This window comes from Rhodococcus sp. YL-1, assembly GCF_001942025.1.
Taxonomy (GTDB): Bacteria; Actinomycetota; Actinomycetes; order Mycobacteriales; family Mycobacteriaceae; genus Rhodococcus_F; species Rhodococcus_F qingshengii.
The window spans coordinates 208,805-227,409 of sequence record NZ_CP017300.1; the positions used below are offsets into that span (position 1 = coordinate 208,805).

Consider the following 18,605-nt stretch of genomic DNA (forward strand, 5'->3'; position numbering starts at 1 on the left):
CGATTTGCTAGAGAACCCCGGCCTCTTGCATACCAACGAGCTTGCCTGCCTGCGCTCGCCACACCACGTCGAACTGTGCAATCGCTTCGTCGCTGGGTTGTCCGACAAAGGTGAAATCGACCTGCACGGTGATCCCGTCAGCGACTCCCCATCCGGTCATCGTCGTCATTGTTCGGTCGCCCTCAAGCGTGGCGGTATAGACCCTGGCGTCGTCGAGTCGGTAGAACTCGGGTGTAACGGGAAGCGATGCTAAACGCAGTTCCTGATCACCGGCGCCGTCCACCACCAAGTGGGTCTGCGCGCAGGAAGACAACCAATCATCGATTACATCGGGGTTGGTGTTGGGGGAGTTCGACAACTGCACATTCATGATCTGCGCTCCGCCAGGATTGACGAACTTGTTTCCCGACCAGCGCGATCCCGACAACACCATGGACTGAACAGCGGTCTGCAGTTTCCCACCGGGCACACACTGTCCGTTGTCTGGAGCGCTCATCCTCTCCGGCACCGGAGAGTTCTGCGGTCGAACGTCTACGGCCTGCTGAGACCAGCCGATGAACTCCCGGGCAGGGATGTCGTTGATCGAGACGATTGGCACAGCGTAAGCCTGCATGTCGACAGGGTCCTCGCGCTGAGCGACGACGGAGACGATGCCGATGATCAGAGCCGCTACCGCGACAACGACACCGCCGATTGTCAGCGGCCTCCGATGTTCGCTGACCCACCTCCCTGCAGTTGAGGCCAACTCGCTCATGCTGTTCCCTTCTCCCGCTTACTAGTTCAGGACGGTGTGCACTCGTCACCTTGCGGCGCCCGAGGAACTTCTCTTGCACCGTCAGTGAAGACGGCGAAGCCTTCGCAGACATCGTGGCAGGCGGGGTTCCGGTCATCGACGCGGAAAGTGAGCATGAGCACCGGAACCGGGGTCTGCATGATGACGATGCGCGTCATTACGGAGAAGGGACAGCGAGTGAATGTACAACAGAACCCGCAGATTCGGGACCGCTCCGGATCTGCAGGTCAAGGCCGTACCGCCGCCCTGGCGACCCGCGCTGAACTCATCGCTGCCGCCAACATTGTCGACGTGAGTGTGCCGGCGATGTCGCTGCCCCGCCTGATCCGTCTCTCGACCGCGCATTACAACGAACTCAACCCTGGTAAGCGTGCAGCAGATTTCGCCTCGGACGAGGCCTTCATGACCCGAATTTGCGTGAACTACCTCAGGCACGCATGCAGTGGCTACGACAGCCACCGAGATTTCATTCGCCAGATGGCTAGCCCGAAGGACCGCGCCGAGATCGGTGCCGTGATCAAGGGCCGCGTTCTCCGATCCATCGCCAACACCTACCCGATGCTGATCGAAGAAGCCCGTCGCCAAGCGCGTCGTGAAGACACACCACCACATCGGAAACCACTACACGGGAAGGGGAACAGTCGCAGATGAACCGAACCCACACCTGGAACGTCCTGGTGAACCCGGACCGCGTCGACCACCCCATCGACCGCCGATACGCACGGCTGTCCGGAGTACATGACAGGTTCGACACCTATCTATTTACTGCCGCTGTCATATGGGCTGCCATCAGCGCGGGCATACTCTCCCTGCTCGTGCCCGCCGTGGTGGCCGCCCCGATCATGGCGATCATCACCATCGCCGCAGTACACGCAGCACGCGTGAAGTACCGAGCGAAACTCGGCGAAGCCCGCGCCGCCGCCAGAGAACTCGACGACACAACCGGGCCGATCGAGATCACACGCAGCAGCATCCTCGACCCTGTCCTGCGATCGCACGCGGACCGGGCCGTCACCGCACAGAGTCGGATCATCGGCTCGGTGGCCTTCCAACACGGCAGTCTCGGAGATCAGGAACCGATTGCGAGGAACGTCGCCGTAACGACGTGGCGAGCAGTGTCGACGGCCGCCGCGCTAGACAAAACGCTGATCGCTAGAGCGAATCTGTCAGCGACACTGAACGATCGACAGATTCCAATGGAATCGGTGGAACTCGAATCGCGAAACGCCGAGCTGTCGATTACCGCCCGACAGACATCGATCGACACGGCAACCAGCGAATTAGTGATCCTCGCCGAGAAAGTCACCGAACTCGACAGTCGACTCCTCACTCCCGCAGCGCGCGAACACCTTCGAAGCCTCGTCGACACACCACCCACGACGGCTAGCGGAGGCGATGAACTCGCCGCTCGCATCTCCGCTGCACACCAAGTGCTCGACGCTGGCGGTTCCACCCCACAATCCCTACCGCTGCGCCAACAGTAAAAGGCCCGCTCAACACTGTTATCGCTGGTCGTCGCCGGGCTGACCGCACACGCCAGCCCTGCAAAAAAACCGCGAGCCTGTCCGGCTCAGTCGCCGCCGGCCAAAGGATCCCACCTGCGGATTGTCGACGCTATTCGATTGCGCCCGTGCCGCACTCACTACGAGATCTCAATAACTTCATGGCATCGGAGCTGCACACACCGCCCCCACCGGGGCCGATCCTTGGAGGACATCATGACCGCATCGACCACCCTTCCCCGCCCCGCTCACCGCCTGCCCGCTCAGGCCGTGCTCGGCACCGATGTCGCCGGATCCCGCGACACTGCAGAAGCGTTGCGCACCGCCGGACTGGACTGGGGCCTGACCGTGCACAACACCGACCACCTGACCCTGATGGGCGAGTCTGGCCTGATCAACACCTCCCTTCCGGGGCAGCGACTGATCATGCGTGACGACACGTACCAGGGGCTTGCCGTCGTCGGTTCCCGCTACACGCCGGTGACCAACGCCGACGCGTTCGCAATCGCCGACAACGCAAGGGATCTCGGCGCCACCTTCGCCCACGCAGGGTCACTCGACCACAGTCGTAAGACGTTTCTGACGATGGATCTCCCGGAGGCACGCGTTCGTATCGGAGGAAAGGACGTCGTGGACTTCGGGATCGTTATCCGGACTTCGCACGACGGGTCAGGTTCCATCTCCGGTGAGATCAGCGGAAAACGGCTGGTGTGCATGAACGGCATGACAGTCGGTATCGGCGAAGCGCAGCGCTGGTCCATCCCGCATACCGCCTCCGCGCACAGCCGCATGGCCGAAATCCTGCTGCAGGGCGCGTTTCGATACGCGAAGAGTTTCGCGGCGGTCGGCGAAATGCTGATCTCTCAGCCGATGACCAGTCGAGAGTTCGCGGACTACATCGATGCCCTCTACCCGAAGCCGGAAGAGTCGCAGAAAGCCGCACGCACCCGGTGGGAGAACCGTCGAGGCGAACTCATGCAGTTGTTCAACATCGCCAACACCCAATCCGAAGGCCGCGCGACGCGGTGGGGCGCACTGAACGCAGTAGTGGAGTGGGAAGACTGGGGGCGCGGCGTCCGCACCAGCACCGGTGAAAGCGTCGACCAGGCTCGAGCCGCCCGCCAGTTCACCAACACTGACTCGGCGGGAACGAAACAGGCCGCTTATCGCATGCTCACGCACGCATAGGCTCGAGAACACCAACCCACCCCGGGCATAGTCGCCGGGGTGGGTTTCTTGCGTTCACGACCCTTACTGCTGCGACCAGCGCAGGCACCAGAAGCGGCCGAACCCGAGAACGGACGAAACCCGGGCCATAAGGTGAGACGCACCGACGCCCGCCGCACCTCGAAAGTTGCCGATGCCAGCACTCGACACATCCGCCGACGACGACAACGCGCACGCGCTGGCAGCACTGGACCAGGAAATCGCCGAAACCCGGGAACGAATACAGAACCGATCCCGCGACATCGCCGACGCCAACACACGCAGTCAGCGACTAGCCGAAGCCCACACCGCCGCACTCGCAGAACAACGTGCCACCCCCGAAGGCCTGTCCACCTCCATGCGAACACTCGAGCTCGCGCTACTGCACCGCCGCCCTCCCGCCGAACTGCGGAAGCTCCAACGCCTCCACGTACAAGCAGAGATCGACGCAGCAGCCGAATACCGTGCGCGCGTCGCCCGCTGGGGCCACAGCCCCGGTGACGGCCCCCTGCAGGCCTGCCCTCTCGGAGGCTGCGAGTCGTTCGTCTCCTGGGCCCTGCACCTGAATATCCTCGGTACCTACCGTTACAGCATCGACCACCCATCGGATTCCGTGGCCGTTCGACTCACCCGCCCCGGCGACGGAAGCCGAAATCTACGAACGAAGATCAACGTCCGAACAGCTCTGATCGATGCAGAAGGGTTGACCTTGGCAGTCGTAATCGCGGCAGCATTTGCCAACCCGATCGAAGACGCGAAGCTGCGTCGCTGGCTCGACGAGCACTACAACCCGATCAAACGGAGCCTGTCCGCCTGACCCGATCTGCCGGCTGGGAGGAGCACCGTCACCGCGGTCCTAAGTTCGACCGCGGTGACGGCGGAGCTGCGGTGCCTGCGAGGTGGCTGATGGAATCGCGTCAATATACGGACATTTCGCGGAAGCAGTATCGTGGAGGCATGGCAACACTAGTGACAGCAGTCAGCACGGGCTACCCCGTGCTGACTGCTGCTCACTATCGGGCCTTCGATTCCGCGGAGCGGGCACTGCGTATACCTGCAGTCGCTGAGGTCCAGCGGAGGATGAGCCAACAGCTCTTGAATCCTTTCCGCGACGCGTACCGTTCTGTGTCTCAAGCTCGCGAAGATGCGATCCGTGCTGTGTCGCCGTTGCGCCAGGTTTTCGATCAGCTCATGGAAACCCGACGGCAAGTCGGATCGTGGTTGTCCAAGTACAACCCATTCCAGCCGCCGAAAGTCACCGGCCTTGACGAACACCTCTCTCAGTTCAGACGCCGGAACGTCCGAACCGAGACCGCAAGAATTGCCCGCTTGAGATCCTTATTGGTTCGCCGTGCGCAGCAGGGTGAAGCACCAGGCCGGACAGTCACTACCAAGCCGCAGGTCACTCGCGGCCCCAACAACACCCGTAAGTCGATTGTTTCCAATCCACTTACGGGCCTTCTGGACGTCTAAACGACGGAGACAAGGCCCGCCAATCACGCAATCTGCGTGGAAGGTAGTTCTCCGTGAAATTTCTCACTACACTGGCCGAAGCTATGCCCAATTCGCCTGCGGCCTTGATCATCTGGGCAGTTGCGTTTCTCTTGACGCGGTGGCGAGGCATCATCATGCTCACCGTGGTCCCCTGCACGCTGCTCCTTGCCCTACTCGGGTCCGCGGATCGCTCCGAGCGCGCCTTCCGGCTCTTGGACGTCCTGCTCAACCGCCTCGGGGGAGGTGGCGAGCAGTGAGCGGCCGTGTCGGGCGGCCGATGCTCTGCCCTCTGCCCGTACTCCGCAGAATTCTGGTGCTGCGAAACGAGGGGAAAACCATGCAATACATCTGCGACGAACTCAACGACGAGGGGATTCCCACGCCGGCAGGAAAAGTGGTGTGGGGGCGGAACAACATCTCTCGACTGCTCAAGACAGCTGTTGCAGAGGAGATCCGCCAGGAACCGCGAATGACTGAGGTCACAAGCATCTTTGGCGAAGAAGTGTTCCGGGAAAGCGGTGAGCGCCGAGCTGCCTAGCTCGAGGACGGTGACAGCGGCCCAGCCCGGTCAAGCGGCTGTCACCGTCTGGGCGGAGGCCGCCCTCCATCCCGCCCCCGTCCGGCGCAGATCGTGAGAGGCAGATTCCATCGCCGCGCACACCCCGCTGTCTCACGCATAGTCGCCTTCCATCCCAGCACCTCGATGACCGGAACCGTGCAAGTTACGTTTTCACCTATCGGAGGAGCGACACAATCCGCGTCCAGATCAGACCGCCCCAAGCGAGGCGGTCTGATCAGGGCGCCGAATTGGGGGTGAGGTCAGAGTGTGCATCGGAGCCAACCAACCGGGAGGTCCACGTCGGTGCTCGGCAGATGCAGCTGCCCGCTGCAGCCGCACCGGTAGAGCCGCCAACCACGCGGCCGCGTATGCCGATGCGCTGTCCGCCGAATCGGTCTATGACACCGAGCATCTGGAACTTTTAGAACTGCAGCGCAAAGCCGTGATGGGGGAGACCCTGACCGCCGCCGAACAAGCCCAGCTCCGTGCAGGCGCTCAGCCACCCGCATCGGCGATCCCCGATGGAAGCGAGTTCGGCCGCGACTACGCCGCGGAGTACCCGAAGCATCGCCAGGACATGATCGACGCAGGCTTCGCGCCGAGCACCCTCGCCGAGTACGCGAGCTCCGAAGACGCTGCCGAAGCAGCATACGAAGAATGGCGAGATGACCAGTTCGAAGAAGAAATGCAGGCGTCGTATCGCGAATGGACCGCGGACACCGCCTCCGGTTACTACCTGCGACGTCAACGATCCGACGAGCTGGACCAGGCACGCGAACACGCCGCCACTCTCGACGTGGACGAAGCCCGCGCAGTCCTCGACGAACGTGCCCAATCGGCAGAGCATCAACAGCTCCTCAAAGCACGCGACTACGCCCACGCCGCGGAACACGACGCCGAAAGGGGCTGGGAAGCGGCGAAAACCAGCACAAACATCGAAACGGTATCCGTGGCCCGCGACAGCCTTCACGACGCGCACTGTGACCGTCTCATCGCCGACGACGACCTGAACGCCTACGCCAACGAGAGCGCGCAATACGCGGCCAGAGTCAGCGAACTCTCCACCCCGCCCGCATATTCCGGGACCACCATCGGCGACAGCATCAATATCGGCACACACGTTCCCGGCAGTGAAGCTGAACTGCGCGCCCGGCAAGACGGAATCCCCGGCACCCACATCGGTGCCGCCGCCGGCGTCAAGGACCCCAACAGCCCCCACACCGCGACAAGTGCGAAGCTGTCCGCGATCAACGCTGTCACCGACGACGACATCAGCCGCGCTCACCTCGCCCACACACAGCACACCGGACGTGAAGGCCGGGCCGCAGCTTGGGAACACACCACCGCAGCGGACTTCGCGGCCGCCAACCCCGGACTGTCGGTCCAATCAACCCCCGGGATCTGGCGAAACAGTGAACGCCCCTGGCAGCAGGCAGAACTGACAGCCGTGACCAGCAGCGACGGAAACACCCCCGATGGTGCGTTGATCGTCAAACATGCCACGGCAAATGACGGCTACGGAGCGGATATCCCACCACACGTGCGCGCCGAAGCTGCGAACGCGCTCGACGCAACCGGGCTCAAACACGCCGACATCGCCGTCAACATCGACGGTCACACCTACCGGCAGTACCGAATCCACGCCGATGAACCCCTCACCGGCCTCACACAACCCGCCACCATGCCCGAGCTACGCGAAAAACTCGACAACCGTTGGAACAGTTGGCAGACCGAGAAGACAAACCCACCCCAACCCGCCCACAACGACGGCACCTTCACCTGGACGAAAGCGCCGCGCGCAGAATCTGGACACGCGAAGAACCGGGCCACCGCAGCCGAACTGGCCGCCTACCGTGGCATCAGCACCGCACAAGCCCACGAGATGATCAGCGCCGAAGTCGCATCCGGCAGATCCGCGGACGACGCCGTCCGCAGCCTCTACAAGTCGTACAACCCAGCCGCAGATACCCGCCGTCGTTTCGTCGTTGCCGACATCGAAACGAATTCTCTGTCAGCGGGACGTGGCGAGATCATCCAAACCGGCGCAGTCGTGATGAACGGGCAAGGCAAGGTCGTTGAACGAATCGACGAACTTCACGGAATCGATGCTCGCACAGCACGAACGATCGGAACGGGCGCCAAAGACGTTCACCGCATCAACTACCAGGACATCCACGGCAAGCCGCCATTTGCGCAGTCCCAGGCTAAAACAAGACTGCAGGAACTGTTGAGCGATCCAAACACCACGATGGTCGCGCACAACGCGAGTTTCGAACGCCAATACTTCGCCGCAAACGGGGTCTCCGCCGACCGCGTCATCGACACCATGACGCTCTCCAGGCGATTCGACCACAACAGCACCGGTGCTCGCCTCGCTGACTTCACTGCCGCACACGGCGTCGAGTACCGCGATGCTCACAACGCATTCAAAGACGCCCATATGACAGCTCGAGCCCTACTCGGGTTCTGGCGTGATCAACACAAATAGAAGCGGAGCCATTCGTGTCCGAACAATCGACGATCGAGTCGAACCTTCCCGACTCCCACCCTCGGCGTCCGGGGACTGTGAGTCGGGCCGTCTGCGGCTCGATCGCCAGCTTCGCTGTACCAGCAGCGATACTGACTGCCGCATTCTCCGAGTCGCCTCGGGAGCGAGTGTCTTTCGACGAGACCACCACCGACGCGTGGACCCGATCGCTCTACAACCTGTCTACATCCCTGACCTCGTTCGCGGAGGAGACTGGCGCCAGCACAGCAGCAGTCGACAGAGTCGGCGCAGGCATCACTCTCGGCGCATTCACATTTGCACTCATCCTCTCCGTCGCCACATACGGCCTACGGGCACGCGTATTCACGGACTTCGCCGAATCCTGGCGCAGATTCTCGCTGCGCCTCAGTCGGACGGTCGGCCCCGTGTTGCGGTGGTACGTGGCGCTGCTGATCTCGACGGCCGTCACTGCCGGAGGCGCCGGCCACTCTGTAGCGATCCTCACAGTGCAGGGAGCCGTGTCAGCGATCGTGTGGGTGCTCCTGTTAGTCCTGTGCGCATACCCATCCCAGACGGGATCACTTTTCATGCAGACGATTACGTCGATCATGCGCAAAGTCGTCTTGCGCGCTGAGTCCCGACACATCGCCACCTAATCGACCGTGTCCCGCCCCGCCCCCGTCGCCGGCAAACGCACTAAAAGGCCAGTAACCCACTACCAGCCAGTCCCATTCCGGGGCCGACCTCGAATTGCACACCGAGAACAGGAGAAAGCCCAATGTCCCATCCAACAGAAACAGGGCCCACCGCACCCGCAAAACTATCTGCTCGATCCACGAAGAGTCCGTGGCCACAAGCCACGAGGCTGGCTGCAACAACGGCGCTACTCACGTTTCTCTTCACCTTCATTCTCGCGGGATCGTGGTGGCAAACCCCGACCGCCGAAACGAGCTCGCAGGGCATCAACGCACTGGAGGACTTGGCTTCCGCCCTCACCAGGACCGCAGAAGTTGCAGGTAGCAGCGTCAATGCAGTTGCAGTCATTACCTTGCTGGTCGTCGTGTCACTCGTCGGTTTGATCGCCGTCGTGGCCCTCATAGCTACGGCGTCGAAACTCATCTCGCGCGCACGGAGTAAAACTTCCGCCACTGGAAGCGATCTCGAATACGTCATCAGCTGGGCGCGGACGGTGGGGTCCATGTCTCAGCCACTCTTGTCTTTGTATGTGGCAGTTCTGGTTTCGACGGCCCTCGTAGCGCACAACGCTGGGCTTCCGATCGCCCTGTCGACATCGACGTCGGCGAGCGACGTGATCCCAGCAGCGATTGTGCTGCTTGCTACGTCATTCCCCGTTCAGGTCACGTCACGATTCGCGAAGGTGTTCGGCCCACAGTTCCGCAAGTTCAACGACCGGTTCGACGCAATGGGTCTCCGCCGCAACATTTTGCGTAGCGGAACCAAGTAGCTCGCAGGTCGTCGACCCACCCCGATCGGTTCACCCCGAACTGTACAAAGGAGCACTAGAGGCGCCCAGTCCGACGGCGCCGCTCACAGTAATGACTCCGAAGGTAGCGAAGGCCAGGATGTGCGGTTTTCGAGGTCTACCGATGCAAGAGGGATCCACACAGGAAGACCACGTCAGCAGAACGAGTTCGCTTCTGCTGACGTGGCCTTCACCATTCCGCTACTACGCTGACCACGACGGTGGACCGAGCTCCGCAACAACCTCGGGAGCAGCGATCTCCAACAACTCGTACGCCAACTGTGCAGCCTCCTGCACTTCGTCGGGGTACGGCCCCCCTCTCTGCTCACACTCACGCGCGGCCGTCAACGCTGATCGCAACCGCGGCGCATCATCGTCGGATGCCAAGTCCTGCGCCTGAAAGAGGAAACTGGATGCTTTGGTCATATCCAAACGCTATCGGTCAGCCCTCCCTCTAGGCGGCATCCACGCCAGCGCCTGCGAACCACCAAGAGCCCGTGGAATGTTCCACACGCGCCTTGCTGTCCACCCACGACGGTCGAATCATCAGGGATCCCGCGAGCATCACGACCCACCGGCACCGACCGCCGCGATCGGAACCCCACCACCCGTTCAAGACACAGCCGAGCACCACTACACCGGAACAGCGCCCGATAACGTCCGACCTGGATACACAATCCGGAAGGCACTCTCATGACGAAGATCAGAGCCACAGGAAGAACGACGCTCACCCGCACCGAACTCGATTGGTGGTCGAACACCGCCGCCGACCTGCAGACAGTGAACCGGCGGTACCCGAAGGTGGCGTCGGCGGAACGCGTCCCCGTCGGCGAAACCCGCGTCTACCACCACCGCGTCGACGGTGATCCCGTCCCCGTGCTCGCCGTATCAGCGACGGACATCGACACCCACACCGACACTGCTGCGGGACGCTGGATCGTCGCGAACACCTTGTCCTGGGCGCAATACCCTCCGCGCCAACACAAACCCGGATACGGCACACCGCTCGGGATGCTCGCCGCTGTGCTCATCCTCTTACCTGCTGCATTCAGCCACGACGTCGACAGCAGTTCCAGACTGACCGCACTCGTCGCCGCCGCGATGCTCGTCCCTGCAGGTCTGTGGCTTCTGCGGTATCGACGCCGGCGATTCCAAGACAGGACATGGGCAGCTGACAGTGAAGCAACCAGCGCTGCAGGCTTACCTGCCGCCCAACGACTCCTCACCACCACAGAACCAGCGCTCTACAAGACGATCGTGCACACCTGGATCAACCAGCGACGCACCACAGCGCCAGCCGCTCGACTACAACGCCTGCAGCAGCGTGAGCGGACCCCACGCGACGAACGCTCGACGAAATAACCAGATGGCCGGCCCTCGGACTCGCTCTGACGACTCTGCCCGAGCACGCCGAGATCACCGTTGAACTGCTCCAACACGAATAGGGAACGTCGATGAGAAGTCAGATCTGCACGCTACTGCTGCTCGACCTGATTGCGGTCGCGGGTTTGACTTGGATGCTCGCCCTGCCCCCTGTCGAACAGCTCGAACCTGCCGCCGAGTGCTACACAACCCTGCTGGGCGGCACCGGATCTCCAATGTGCCCGACCACTATCCAGACCTTCTTGACAACCCACGCCGCTGTGCCAGTGGCCATCCTTGTCGGCATATGTCTTGCGATCGCCCACACTCGCGTATTCCTTGACCACCGAGCCCTGCCCGAACGTGTGAAAGGCGAACCGCTCGGATACGACTCAACCCGAACGGGAATGCCAGCGGCAATGTCGGCGAACTTCACCTGCGACGCGTGCGGAACAACGGATCTTCGAGAAGTAATGAGCGAAAGCTACTGCACTGGAGACGAATACGAAACGCGAGCAGGGTGGACCTGCGCCCGCGGTGAAACCTACTGCCCGATATGCGCCGACGTACGCACTCAAACCTGGGGCGAACATCTACAAACCAACGAAATCGAAAGGCTGGAGCGCTGACTGACCTCGACACTATGCCGAAGCGCGCTTACCTCCCGACTCATCTGCGTGTTTGAACCCATCAGTGGCCCAGCGATCAGCCCGCCGAATCGTGCGTGCCGCATCCACCACCTCACTTGATGAAACTCATCAACGCACAACTTGATACTGCCCAAACCCGATACGTAACAACTTCACCGAAAGGACATTCAGTGTTCGGAATTCGACACTCAACCAAACCGATCCGCCATGTAGCGACGTCCTTCGTGGCCGGCGCCTTCGCAGGCATCCTTGCGTTGGCGATCAGCGGTTGCGAGTTCAATGCGCCCATCGCCGCTGACCCGGGCATCGTGAATCCTGTAGGAGCAGAGGTCGAACCGAGCGCACTCAACGCCACGAGCGACGGGTCAGCACCTCGGAATTGGCAGCTGACCGGCACAGAACTCGACCGCGCGACGACTCTTCTCGAAACGCTTCCTGTGAAGGGGCGCGCACCCAAGACGGGCTATTCCCGTGATCAGTTCGGGGTCGCATGGACAGATGATGTTGACGTCGAATTTGGCCACAATGGTTGTGACACACGAATTATCTGCACGCAGTTTTGACATATCTCAAAACCTTGCTGGTAGGCCCCCATTGTTCGATGTCGACGGTGTGAGTTATGTGAGTGACGATGGTCAGTTCGTGTGACGGTCGACCGGTTCGACCGCACGGATAGGGACGATGGCATGTTCAATCACGCACGTGGCCGGTTGATTGGGTTCGGTGGATGTGTAGCACACCTGGTCTGATGTCGGGATTTCCCGACAATCATCCTCATGAGTTTTGTTGATAAGAGTGCAGATCCTCTGCACTGCATATGATTTAGGAGTTTCACGTTGCATAGTCGCTTGGTGCGTTCCCGTTCCCTCCTGGTTGCCGTCACTGCCTTGGTCGGGTTGTCGATTTCCGGTTGCAGTACGACGTTGGCGGATGTGATCCCAGCAGGATCGTTGTCTGTGGATAGCCCTGGTCAGCACGATGTTGATGTGGCTTCTTCCGTTGCGCTGTTGGAGACGCTTCCGGTGAAGGGGCGTGCTCCGAAAACTGGTTACAGCAGAGATCAGTTCGGTCAGGCATGGTCTGATGATGTCGATGTGGAGTTCGGGCATGACGGGTGCGATACGCGCAATAATCTGTTGGCTTCGCGGCTGACTGACGTGGTCTTCAAAGAAGGAAAGAAGCAATGTGTTGTTCTCTCTGGCACGTTGGCTGATCCTTACACTGGAAAGACGATCAATTTTGTTCGGGGACAGGATACTTCGACTGCAGTTCAGATTGACCATGTGGTCGCGTTGAGCGATTCGTGGCAGAAGGGTGCGCAACAATTGAGTCTTCAGGAGCGCACGAATCTGGCGAACGATCCCCGAAATCTGATCCCGGTGGATGGACCGACGAACGCGAAGAAGTCTGATTCCGATGCCGCATCCTGGCTTCCCCCGAACAAGGCGTACCGATGCACCTACGTCTCGAAGCAGATCACGGTGAAGTCGGTCTACCGCCTGTGGGTGACTCAAGCAGAGAAGGATGCGATGTCTGCCGTATTGTCCGCGTGTTGATTCACAGTTCCGCGTAGATTCCGATGCTTGCTGGGGTGTGTTCTTATGTGCCGATTGCTTCGATTCGTCGTGCTGGAGAAACGCTTTGAACCATCCTTTTGAGTGAGGCGCGGGCGGCGGTGAGCTCGTCCTGGAGTTCTTCGGTTCGTGTTGTCATGGTGTCGGCGCGTCTGCGTTCGGAGTCGAGGTCCGAGCGCAGCTCGGCTGCTATCTGTTCGAGCTCGTGGATACGGGCGAGCAGTGTGTCGTGCGGCAGGTGTTCGAGTTGGTTGCCGAGTAGTAGTTGCACTTTGGTCTCGAGCTTGGTTCGGTCCGTTCGTAGCGCCCGAACTTCCTCACGCGCCATCAACAGTTCGGCGTGAAGACTGTCCGCCGTAGCGGACGTGCGTCCGGCGCTGCTTCTGGTGGCGGTGTGGGAGTGCTCTTCTGTGGCGCGTTCGACGGCGGTTCGAATTGCTGCGGTGTTGTAGATGAACCATGGAGAAACGCCTGCGCGACGCGCTATTTCGCTGATGTTGATGCGTTCGCCAGCGGATGAGAGGTCGGCGATGACTGTCAGCGTTCTGCGTTGTTTGTCAGCGCTGTCACGTCGACGGGAGGCGATGAGCCGTTGGGTTCGTATGTCACGGTCATCGGCAGTCATCGTTGTTCGTCCTCGTTCGTGTGGGTGGTTACGGACTCGAGCGGTATGAAGGCAGCTGCGGTCCTCGCTTTCCTCAGTTCGCGGGAGGCGTTGTCGATGACCGCGCGTTGGTCTGCGGGCAGGTCGGCAAGCATTGCGTCCATCGACGAGATGACGTCCGTGAACGCGTGAATTTGGGCGTCGAAGTTGGTGATCACCCACGACGCGGAGTCGGTGGCGATTGCAGTTTCTTTGTCTGTGCGCAGCTCTGCGAGATGCTGCTCGATTGCGGGCCGGTAGGACGGGTCCGGTCGGTAGAAGGAGCATCCTGCGCACTGGAATCGGATCGGGCAGTGTTGGCCGCCGGCTTTGATGTTCGAGGGTTCGGTGCAGTTTCCGAAGGGCACGGCCACCGACTGTCGCTCGTACTCCGTTACCGACGTGAATCCCGCCGGTCGTCCGTGCCTGTCGATCGCGAACTTCGAAATCTCCTCGGTGGCTTGGCGTTTACGTTTGAGTGTGACGGAGAAATATCCCATGGTCGTGTCGACGCTGCGGTGATCCATCAATTCGCGTAGGACGTCCACCGGTGTGCCGTTGTCAGCGTGCCGCTGAGCGTAGGAGTGCCGCAATCCGTAAGGAGTGATCATTGATCTGTCGTAGAGAGCTGGGTTTCCGTCATCGTCGAGTCTTTCGTCGACAAGTTCCGGGATTGCATCGATCCAGATGGCGAAGGCCCGGGACCCGAACTGCGCACCGCTCAAGTGCCCGCGGCGAATGTTGTTGCGGGTTCCCGGCGTGGGAAAGAGCCAGTCGCACAGTGTGTCCGGAACAGACAGCGATTGAAGGTGGTCGAGCCATTGGTCGATCACGGTTGCCGTTGCAGTGCTGATCGGCAATCTACGCCCCATTCTGCGACGTTTACGGTTGTCGTAGACGAGTGTGGGCTTGCCGTCGACCCAGTCCAGGCATGAGCGTTTGAGCCCGACGATCTCACTCGGGCGTCGACCGGTGTCCCGGATGATCTGGTAGACCGTCTGATACATCATGGCGTAGTCGTCAGGGTTCCAGCCCGGCGCGGAGTACGTGGAGTGCCTACCCAGCAGCTCGAGGTGTTGATCGAGTTGTGCGATGACATGTTCGGGGATCGTGCGTCCGAAGTCGTCCTCGCTGGTCTCGACCTGGGCAATTGTGTGCGAACGCAGATCGAGTGCGAAGGAGCCGGGGATGTCATCCATTGCGCCCGTGCGGCGTGAGAACTCGAGAAGTCGGCGCCACCACCCGAGCAATGATCGTCGATGGGTGAAGGAATGGGGCTTGCCCTCTCGATCGGCGCTGGTGCGGAAACCCTCGACGACAGCGCTCATGTCACCGTGGTCGAGTAGTTCGGGGTGATCGCCGTTCGTGCGCAGCGAGAGTTGCCGTGAAGCGATTTCGGCGGCATGAACGGTGTGCCGCAGTGTCGTCACGGGTGGGCGTACCTCGCGGCCGAATTGTTTGGTGATCTCTCGAAGCCATCGCTGTCTGATCTCTCGGAAGTCCACAACGCCACCGGCCGCACTGTATCGCCGGTCCGGAGCAGCTTGCAGGCCCACGACGGCAGGTTTCCACACGTCGGCCATGGTGGGATCAGTACCGGAGTACACGACGTGCGCCCGCTGCAGATGTGTGACCAACGACCGGAACACACCACCGGCTGCAGCTCCGAGTGCCTTCTCGAACTGGCGATTTCCGGCGACATCGAGCAGTGAGCGACAATCCGGTGGGAGGTGGGAAACTATGCTGCGGATCCGCATCGGAACCAAGATGATCTGATCACGGTCACGCTGCTGCACTCCGTAAATAATCTCCGCCGCAACAGTGCCGTTCACCTCACTGAGTTCGAAATCGACTTTCGAAAAGGCTTTTTCGTCTCTTCGTGGAACCGAATCGGGGTCGAATGTCCGGTCGAAGAATGAAGGTGAGGTCCCGTTGAGCTTGCGGTGGCGTTCGCACCGCCTGCAACGGCGGTCGAAGATTTCCACGACCGTCATGCATCGGTCGACTCGGCACAGATAGACCGCTGTCATTTCGTTGTCGACGTCTCCGGTGAATACCTGTCGGCGTGAATCCCATTCCGCGACTCGCCATTGCGGGTCGATTCGTTCGATCAACCACGCTTTCCAGGTCTGTTCGTTTCCAGTCGAGAGGGCTCTTGACTCGACGGGTAGAGCGGTGATGCTCATATGCCCACTCTTTCCACTGCCGCCCTCAGGTCCTCCGCGTCGGGGTGTTGATAGATCGCGGTCGATGCTCGGCTCACATGACCGAGCAACGACTGAACCACGTCGATACCGGTGCCGTTGCGCGTCCAGATTGTGGCTGCCGTATGCCGGAACATGTGGGGCCGCAATCGGAAACCGGCACGGTTGCCGATCCTTTCCACAATCTGTTTTGCGTTCGAATACGACATCGGCGAACCGGCGTGATGCCCGAGAAGGTTGACGAACACGAAGTCCGAGGTCATTGCGGTGGGCACGCTGTCTCGTTCGAGAAGGTACTCGCGATACTGAGTGACCACCTCGTCGCTGACCGGTACGACTCGGGATTGTCCTTTAGCGCGGGCACCGTTCGAATTGCCTTCACGCCGAACAACATGAACATGAGGTCCACGTTCCTGGCATCCCAGATGAACCGAGGTCGGAAGGAAATGCAGGTCGCTACGGCGCGAACCCAATGCCTCTCCGATTCGGAGTCCGGAACGAACCAGCAACAGCACCAGAAAACGGTCTCGTTCGGTGTTCGCGGAGTTCAGAGCATGCGAAAACTGTTCTTCAGTAATAATTTCCGGAGGCTTTACGACTTCCGGCGCTTTGAGGGTTCTGGCACGAATCAGCCGATGCTGACCGGATTCACCTTCGTGGAAATCGCGGGGTGCGTAGGCCAGGTACTTGGGCTGGGACAGCCCAGAAACAACATCTGCGGAGACCAATCCACGCATTCCGCAGAACCTGAGGAATTCGACGACAGCGGTCATCACTGCGTTGACCGATCTGCCGGAGCGCAGCCGGTAGTGGACGGTTGGGGTGTGTTCGACGGCGAATTTGAAACGAGTGAGTTCACCTACACGAATCTCGTGCCAATCCAGTCCGCGACCGGCAGTCCAGTTCAAGAACCAACAGACCCGAGGAACGTATGCGCGGATTGTTTGAGGTGACCTTCCGGCGCCTTGCATGAACAGCACCCACTCGGAAGCCTCCGCGACCGGGCGCATGGATTCTTCGTCCACGATCACCCAACCCGACTGCCCCGTCGTCGGTGAAATGACCTTCTCTACAGCACACGACATCGCCACTCCTATGGCTGTCCCACCTGTGATATAGACGCTATTAGATAACCATGAGGGACAGGGCGACCGACACGCCGTGCCTACCGTGCCTTCATCCTGATGCGGCGCTAGAGATAACACGCAATGACGTCTTAGGAAGACAGCTCGTCGACGTCGAATTCAAACCCGGAACCGGCGACTGCAAAGTAGTGGCCGGCACTCTCCACGACCCCTACACCGGCACCGACATCGCGTTCTCCACTTCAAACCCGTCCGCGATCCAGATCGACCACGTGTTATCAGCAGCTTTGTCAAGGAGTCTTCCTCTTTCTGCTGGTCACTATGTCGATGACATGCCGCTCACTGCTGTGGTGGCCTTGTGATGCGCCAGCGCGTGACCGGGGTCGCGGCGGTAGCTGCGGCGTTCGTTGTCACTGTGTCTGGTTGCTCGGTCCTTCCCGCTGATGGTGGGTCGGTATTCGCCGCTCCGGTGTCGGGAACTTCTGCGCCTGGTGTGCAGGTCGATGAGGCACTGTCGGCGCTGGATCAGCTTGCGGTGAAGGGGCGTGCGCCGAAGACGGGGTATGCGCGCAGCGAGTTCGGGGTCGCGTGGACTGATACGAACACCGTTATGTGGGGCGGGAACTCGCTGAGTACTCGCGAGGACATATTGTCCCGTGACCTTGTGGACGTCACGTGCAAGGTCCGCTCGGGTGTGGTCTCGCCGCCGTGTGTGGTGCAGTCGGGAGTTCTTCACGATCCGTATACCGGGACGACGGTGAATTTCGTTCGTGGGGAGACGACTTCGCCGCTCGTCCCGATCGAGCATGTCGTCGCTCTTGGTGATTCGTGGCAGAAGGGCGCGCAGCAGTTGTCGGCCGCCGAGCGGATCGATCTGGCGAATGATCCGCTCAATCTCATCGCTACCACGCAGGCTCCGAACTCGGCGAAGAGTGATTCGGATGCCGCATCGTGGCTGCCGCCGAACAAGGCGTTCCGTTGTGCTTATGTGGCCCGTCAGGTCGCGGTCAAACTCCGGTATCGACTGTGGGTGACCCAGGCGGAGAAAGACGCGATCGCCACCGTCCTGTCGACGTGTCCCGGACAGGCGCTTCCCGCCGATGCCGAGGCAGCGGGTCGTGTTTCGTGAACGAGCGGCGAAATCGCTTACCCGCAGGGCGCTAGCCGGAGTCGGTGAATCGTCGCCGCAGCGCGAGGTTCTCGCCGTGGGCGACCGCGAGCGCCGTGCGCAGCTCGCCGACCTCTTCGGCGTGCCGCCGTTTGAGTTCCTTGAGCTGCGAGGACAGTGCTCTGACTGCGGACGGTGCAGACTGCTGTCCGGGTTCGGTCATCTGTTCCGGAGTTGTTCGGCGGTGCGACCGCCTGGTGCGGAGGTCGTTGATCTTCGTGCGCAGGTCGGGCTGGTTGTAGAGGAAGTCGGTGGAGACCTTGGCGCGGCGAGCGACGGCCGCGAAGGTGACCGGCTCGCCTGCATTGCTGAGTGCCAGCAGCGCCGCGTCCGCGCGGGCTCTGGTCTCGGTGTGGCGCGCTCGCGCTGCGGCGGTGAGGTGTTCGGGCACGGG

19 protein-coding genes and 1 pseudogene are annotated in these 18,605 nt (G+C 61.1%); 14 read left to right on the plus strand and 6 right to left on the minus strand.

Annotated elements, in window-relative coordinates:
- Nucleotides 1-7 precede the first annotated feature (7 nt).
- Nucleotides 8-754: a hypothetical protein gene (locus BH682_RS30650; RefSeq protein WP_064112212.1), complete on the minus strand. Its 747-nt coding sequence runs from the start codon at nucleotides 752-754 to the stop codon at nucleotides 8-10.
- A gap of 153 nt (nucleotides 755-907) precedes the next feature.
- On the opposite strand from BH682_RS30650, the gene BH682_RS30655 reads away from it, so the two are divergent.
- The 10 genes from BH682_RS30655 (at nucleotide 908) to BH682_RS30700 (ending at nucleotide 9,507) form a co-directional block, all read left to right on the plus strand.
- A complete protein-coding gene (locus BH682_RS30655) occupies nucleotides 908-1,444 on the plus strand; it encodes a hypothetical protein (RefSeq protein ID WP_075835724.1) in 537 nt (178 codons plus the stop codon).
- Nucleotides 1,441-2,277 (plus strand): hypothetical protein, encoded by an 837-nt coding sequence (locus BH682_RS30660; protein ID WP_075835726.1) that lies wholly within the window; start codon nucleotides 1,441-1,443, stop codon nucleotides 2,275-2,277. The genes BH682_RS30655 and BH682_RS30660 overlap by 4 nt, the downstream gene beginning before the upstream one ends.
- A gap of 234 nt (nucleotides 2,278-2,511) precedes the next feature.
- The gene (locus BH682_RS30665) at nucleotides 2,512-3,483 is read left to right on the plus strand and encodes a DUF932 domain-containing protein (RefSeq protein ID WP_058228304.1); all 972 of its coding nucleotides are present in this window, start codon (nucleotides 2,512-2,514) and stop codon (nucleotides 3,481-3,483) included.
- A 172-nt stretch (nucleotides 3,484-3,655) separates the two neighbouring features.
- On the plus strand, nucleotides 3,656-4,318 hold the full coding sequence (locus BH682_RS30670) for a hypothetical protein (RefSeq protein ID WP_064112215.1): 663 nt from the start codon (nucleotides 3,656-3,658) through the stop codon (nucleotides 4,316-4,318).
- A 140-nt stretch (nucleotides 4,319-4,458) separates the two neighbouring features.
- Complete coding sequence (locus BH682_RS30675) at nucleotides 4,459-4,974, plus strand: hypothetical protein (protein ID WP_157127663.1); 516 nt, start codon at nucleotides 4,459-4,461, stop codon at nucleotides 4,972-4,974.
- A 53-nt stretch (nucleotides 4,975-5,027) separates the two neighbouring features.
- Nucleotides 5,028-5,252, plus strand: coding sequence for a hypothetical protein (locus BH682_RS30680; RefSeq protein WP_099698417.1), 225 nt, complete (start codon nucleotides 5,028-5,030; stop codon nucleotides 5,250-5,252).
- Nucleotides 5,249-5,533 carry a recombinase family protein gene (locus BH682_RS30685; protein WP_064112217.1) on the plus strand — a complete coding sequence of 95 codons (285 nt, stop codon included), beginning with the start codon at nucleotides 5,249-5,251 and terminating at the stop codon, nucleotides 5,531-5,533. Before BH682_RS30680 ends, BH682_RS30685 begins: the two co-directional genes overlap by 4 nt.
- A 286-nt stretch (nucleotides 5,534-5,819) precedes the next feature.
- Nucleotides 5,820-8,042: a 3'-5' exonuclease gene (locus BH682_RS30690; RefSeq protein ID WP_064112218.1), complete on the plus strand. Its 2,223-nt coding sequence runs from the start codon at nucleotides 5,820-5,822 to the stop codon at nucleotides 8,040-8,042.
- Between the two features lie 14 nt (nucleotides 8,043-8,056).
- Nucleotides 8,057-8,698, plus strand: coding sequence for a hypothetical protein (locus tag BH682_RS30695; protein WP_075835732.1), 642 nt, complete (start codon nucleotides 8,057-8,059; stop codon nucleotides 8,696-8,698).
- Between the two features lie 122 nt (nucleotides 8,699-8,820).
- Nucleotides 8,821-9,507 (plus strand): hypothetical protein, encoded by a 687-nt coding sequence (locus BH682_RS30700; protein ID WP_075835734.1) that lies wholly within the window; start codon nucleotides 8,821-8,823, stop codon nucleotides 9,505-9,507.
- A 222-nt stretch (nucleotides 9,508-9,729) separates the two neighbouring features.
- Here BH682_RS30700 and BH682_RS30705 read toward each other — a convergent pair whose 3' ends face one another.
- On the minus strand, nucleotides 9,730-9,951 hold the full coding sequence (locus BH682_RS30705) for a hypothetical protein (RefSeq protein ID WP_075835736.1): 222 nt from the start codon (nucleotides 9,949-9,951) through the stop codon (nucleotides 9,730-9,732).
- 267 nt (nucleotides 9,952-10,218) lie between these two features.
- Here BH682_RS30705 and BH682_RS30715 point away from each other — a divergent pair, with 267 nt between their 5' ends.
- The 3 genes and pseudogenes from BH682_RS30715 (at nucleotide 10,219) to BH682_RS30730 (ending at nucleotide 13,093) form a co-directional block, all read left to right on the plus strand.
- Complete coding sequence (locus BH682_RS30715) at nucleotides 10,219-10,887, plus strand: hypothetical protein (protein WP_075835737.1); 669 nt, start codon at nucleotides 10,219-10,221, stop codon at nucleotides 10,885-10,887.
- A gap of 1,069 nt (nucleotides 10,888-11,956) precedes the next feature.
- A pseudogene (locus BH682_RS30725) lies at nucleotides 11,957-12,079 on the plus strand (HNH endonuclease family protein); the annotation flags it as partial.
- A 309-nt stretch (nucleotides 12,080-12,388) separates the two neighbouring features.
- Nucleotides 12,389-13,093 (plus strand): HNH endonuclease family protein, encoded by a 705-nt coding sequence (locus tag BH682_RS30730; protein WP_174519535.1) that lies wholly within the window; start codon nucleotides 12,389-12,391, stop codon nucleotides 13,091-13,093.
- A 43-nt stretch (nucleotides 13,094-13,136) separates the two neighbouring features.
- Here BH682_RS30730 and BH682_RS30735 read toward each other — a convergent pair whose 3' ends face one another.
- Genes BH682_RS30735 through BH682_RS30745 form a run of 3 tightly spaced genes read right to left on the minus strand, consistent with a single transcriptional unit; the run spans nucleotide 13,137 to nucleotide 17,043 of the window.
- Nucleotides 13,137-13,736: a DUF6262 family protein gene (locus BH682_RS30735; RefSeq protein ID WP_047269065.1), complete on the minus strand. Its 600-nt coding sequence runs from the start codon at nucleotides 13,734-13,736 to the stop codon at nucleotides 13,137-13,139.
- Nucleotides 13,733-15,940 (minus strand): tyrosine-type recombinase/integrase, encoded by a 2,208-nt coding sequence (locus tag BH682_RS30740; protein WP_058037609.1) that lies wholly within the window; start codon nucleotides 15,938-15,940, stop codon nucleotides 13,733-13,735. Before BH682_RS30740 ends, BH682_RS30735 begins: the two co-directional genes overlap by 4 nt.
- Nucleotides 15,937-17,043 carry a tyrosine-type recombinase/integrase gene (locus tag BH682_RS30745; RefSeq protein ID WP_047269064.1) on the minus strand — a complete coding sequence of 369 codons (1,107 nt, stop codon included), beginning with the start codon at nucleotides 17,041-17,043 and terminating at the stop codon, nucleotides 15,937-15,939. Before BH682_RS30745 ends, BH682_RS30740 begins: the two co-directional genes overlap by 4 nt.
- Nucleotides 17,044-17,404: 361 nt before the next feature.
- Between BH682_RS30745 and BH682_RS30755 the strand changes: the two genes are divergently transcribed.
- Nucleotides 17,405-18,172, plus strand: coding sequence for an HNH endonuclease family protein (locus tag BH682_RS30755; RefSeq protein ID WP_021334716.1), 768 nt, complete (start codon nucleotides 17,405-17,407; stop codon nucleotides 18,170-18,172).
- A 31-nt stretch (nucleotides 18,173-18,203) separates the two neighbouring features.
- Here BH682_RS30755 and BH682_RS30760 read toward each other — a convergent pair whose 3' ends face one another.
- The gene (locus BH682_RS30760; protein WP_021334717.1) at nucleotides 18,204-18,602 is read right to left on the minus strand and encodes a DUF6262 family protein; all 399 of its coding nucleotides are present in this window, start codon (nucleotides 18,600-18,602) and stop codon (nucleotides 18,204-18,206) included.
- Nucleotides 18,603-18,605 lie beyond the last annotated feature (3 nt).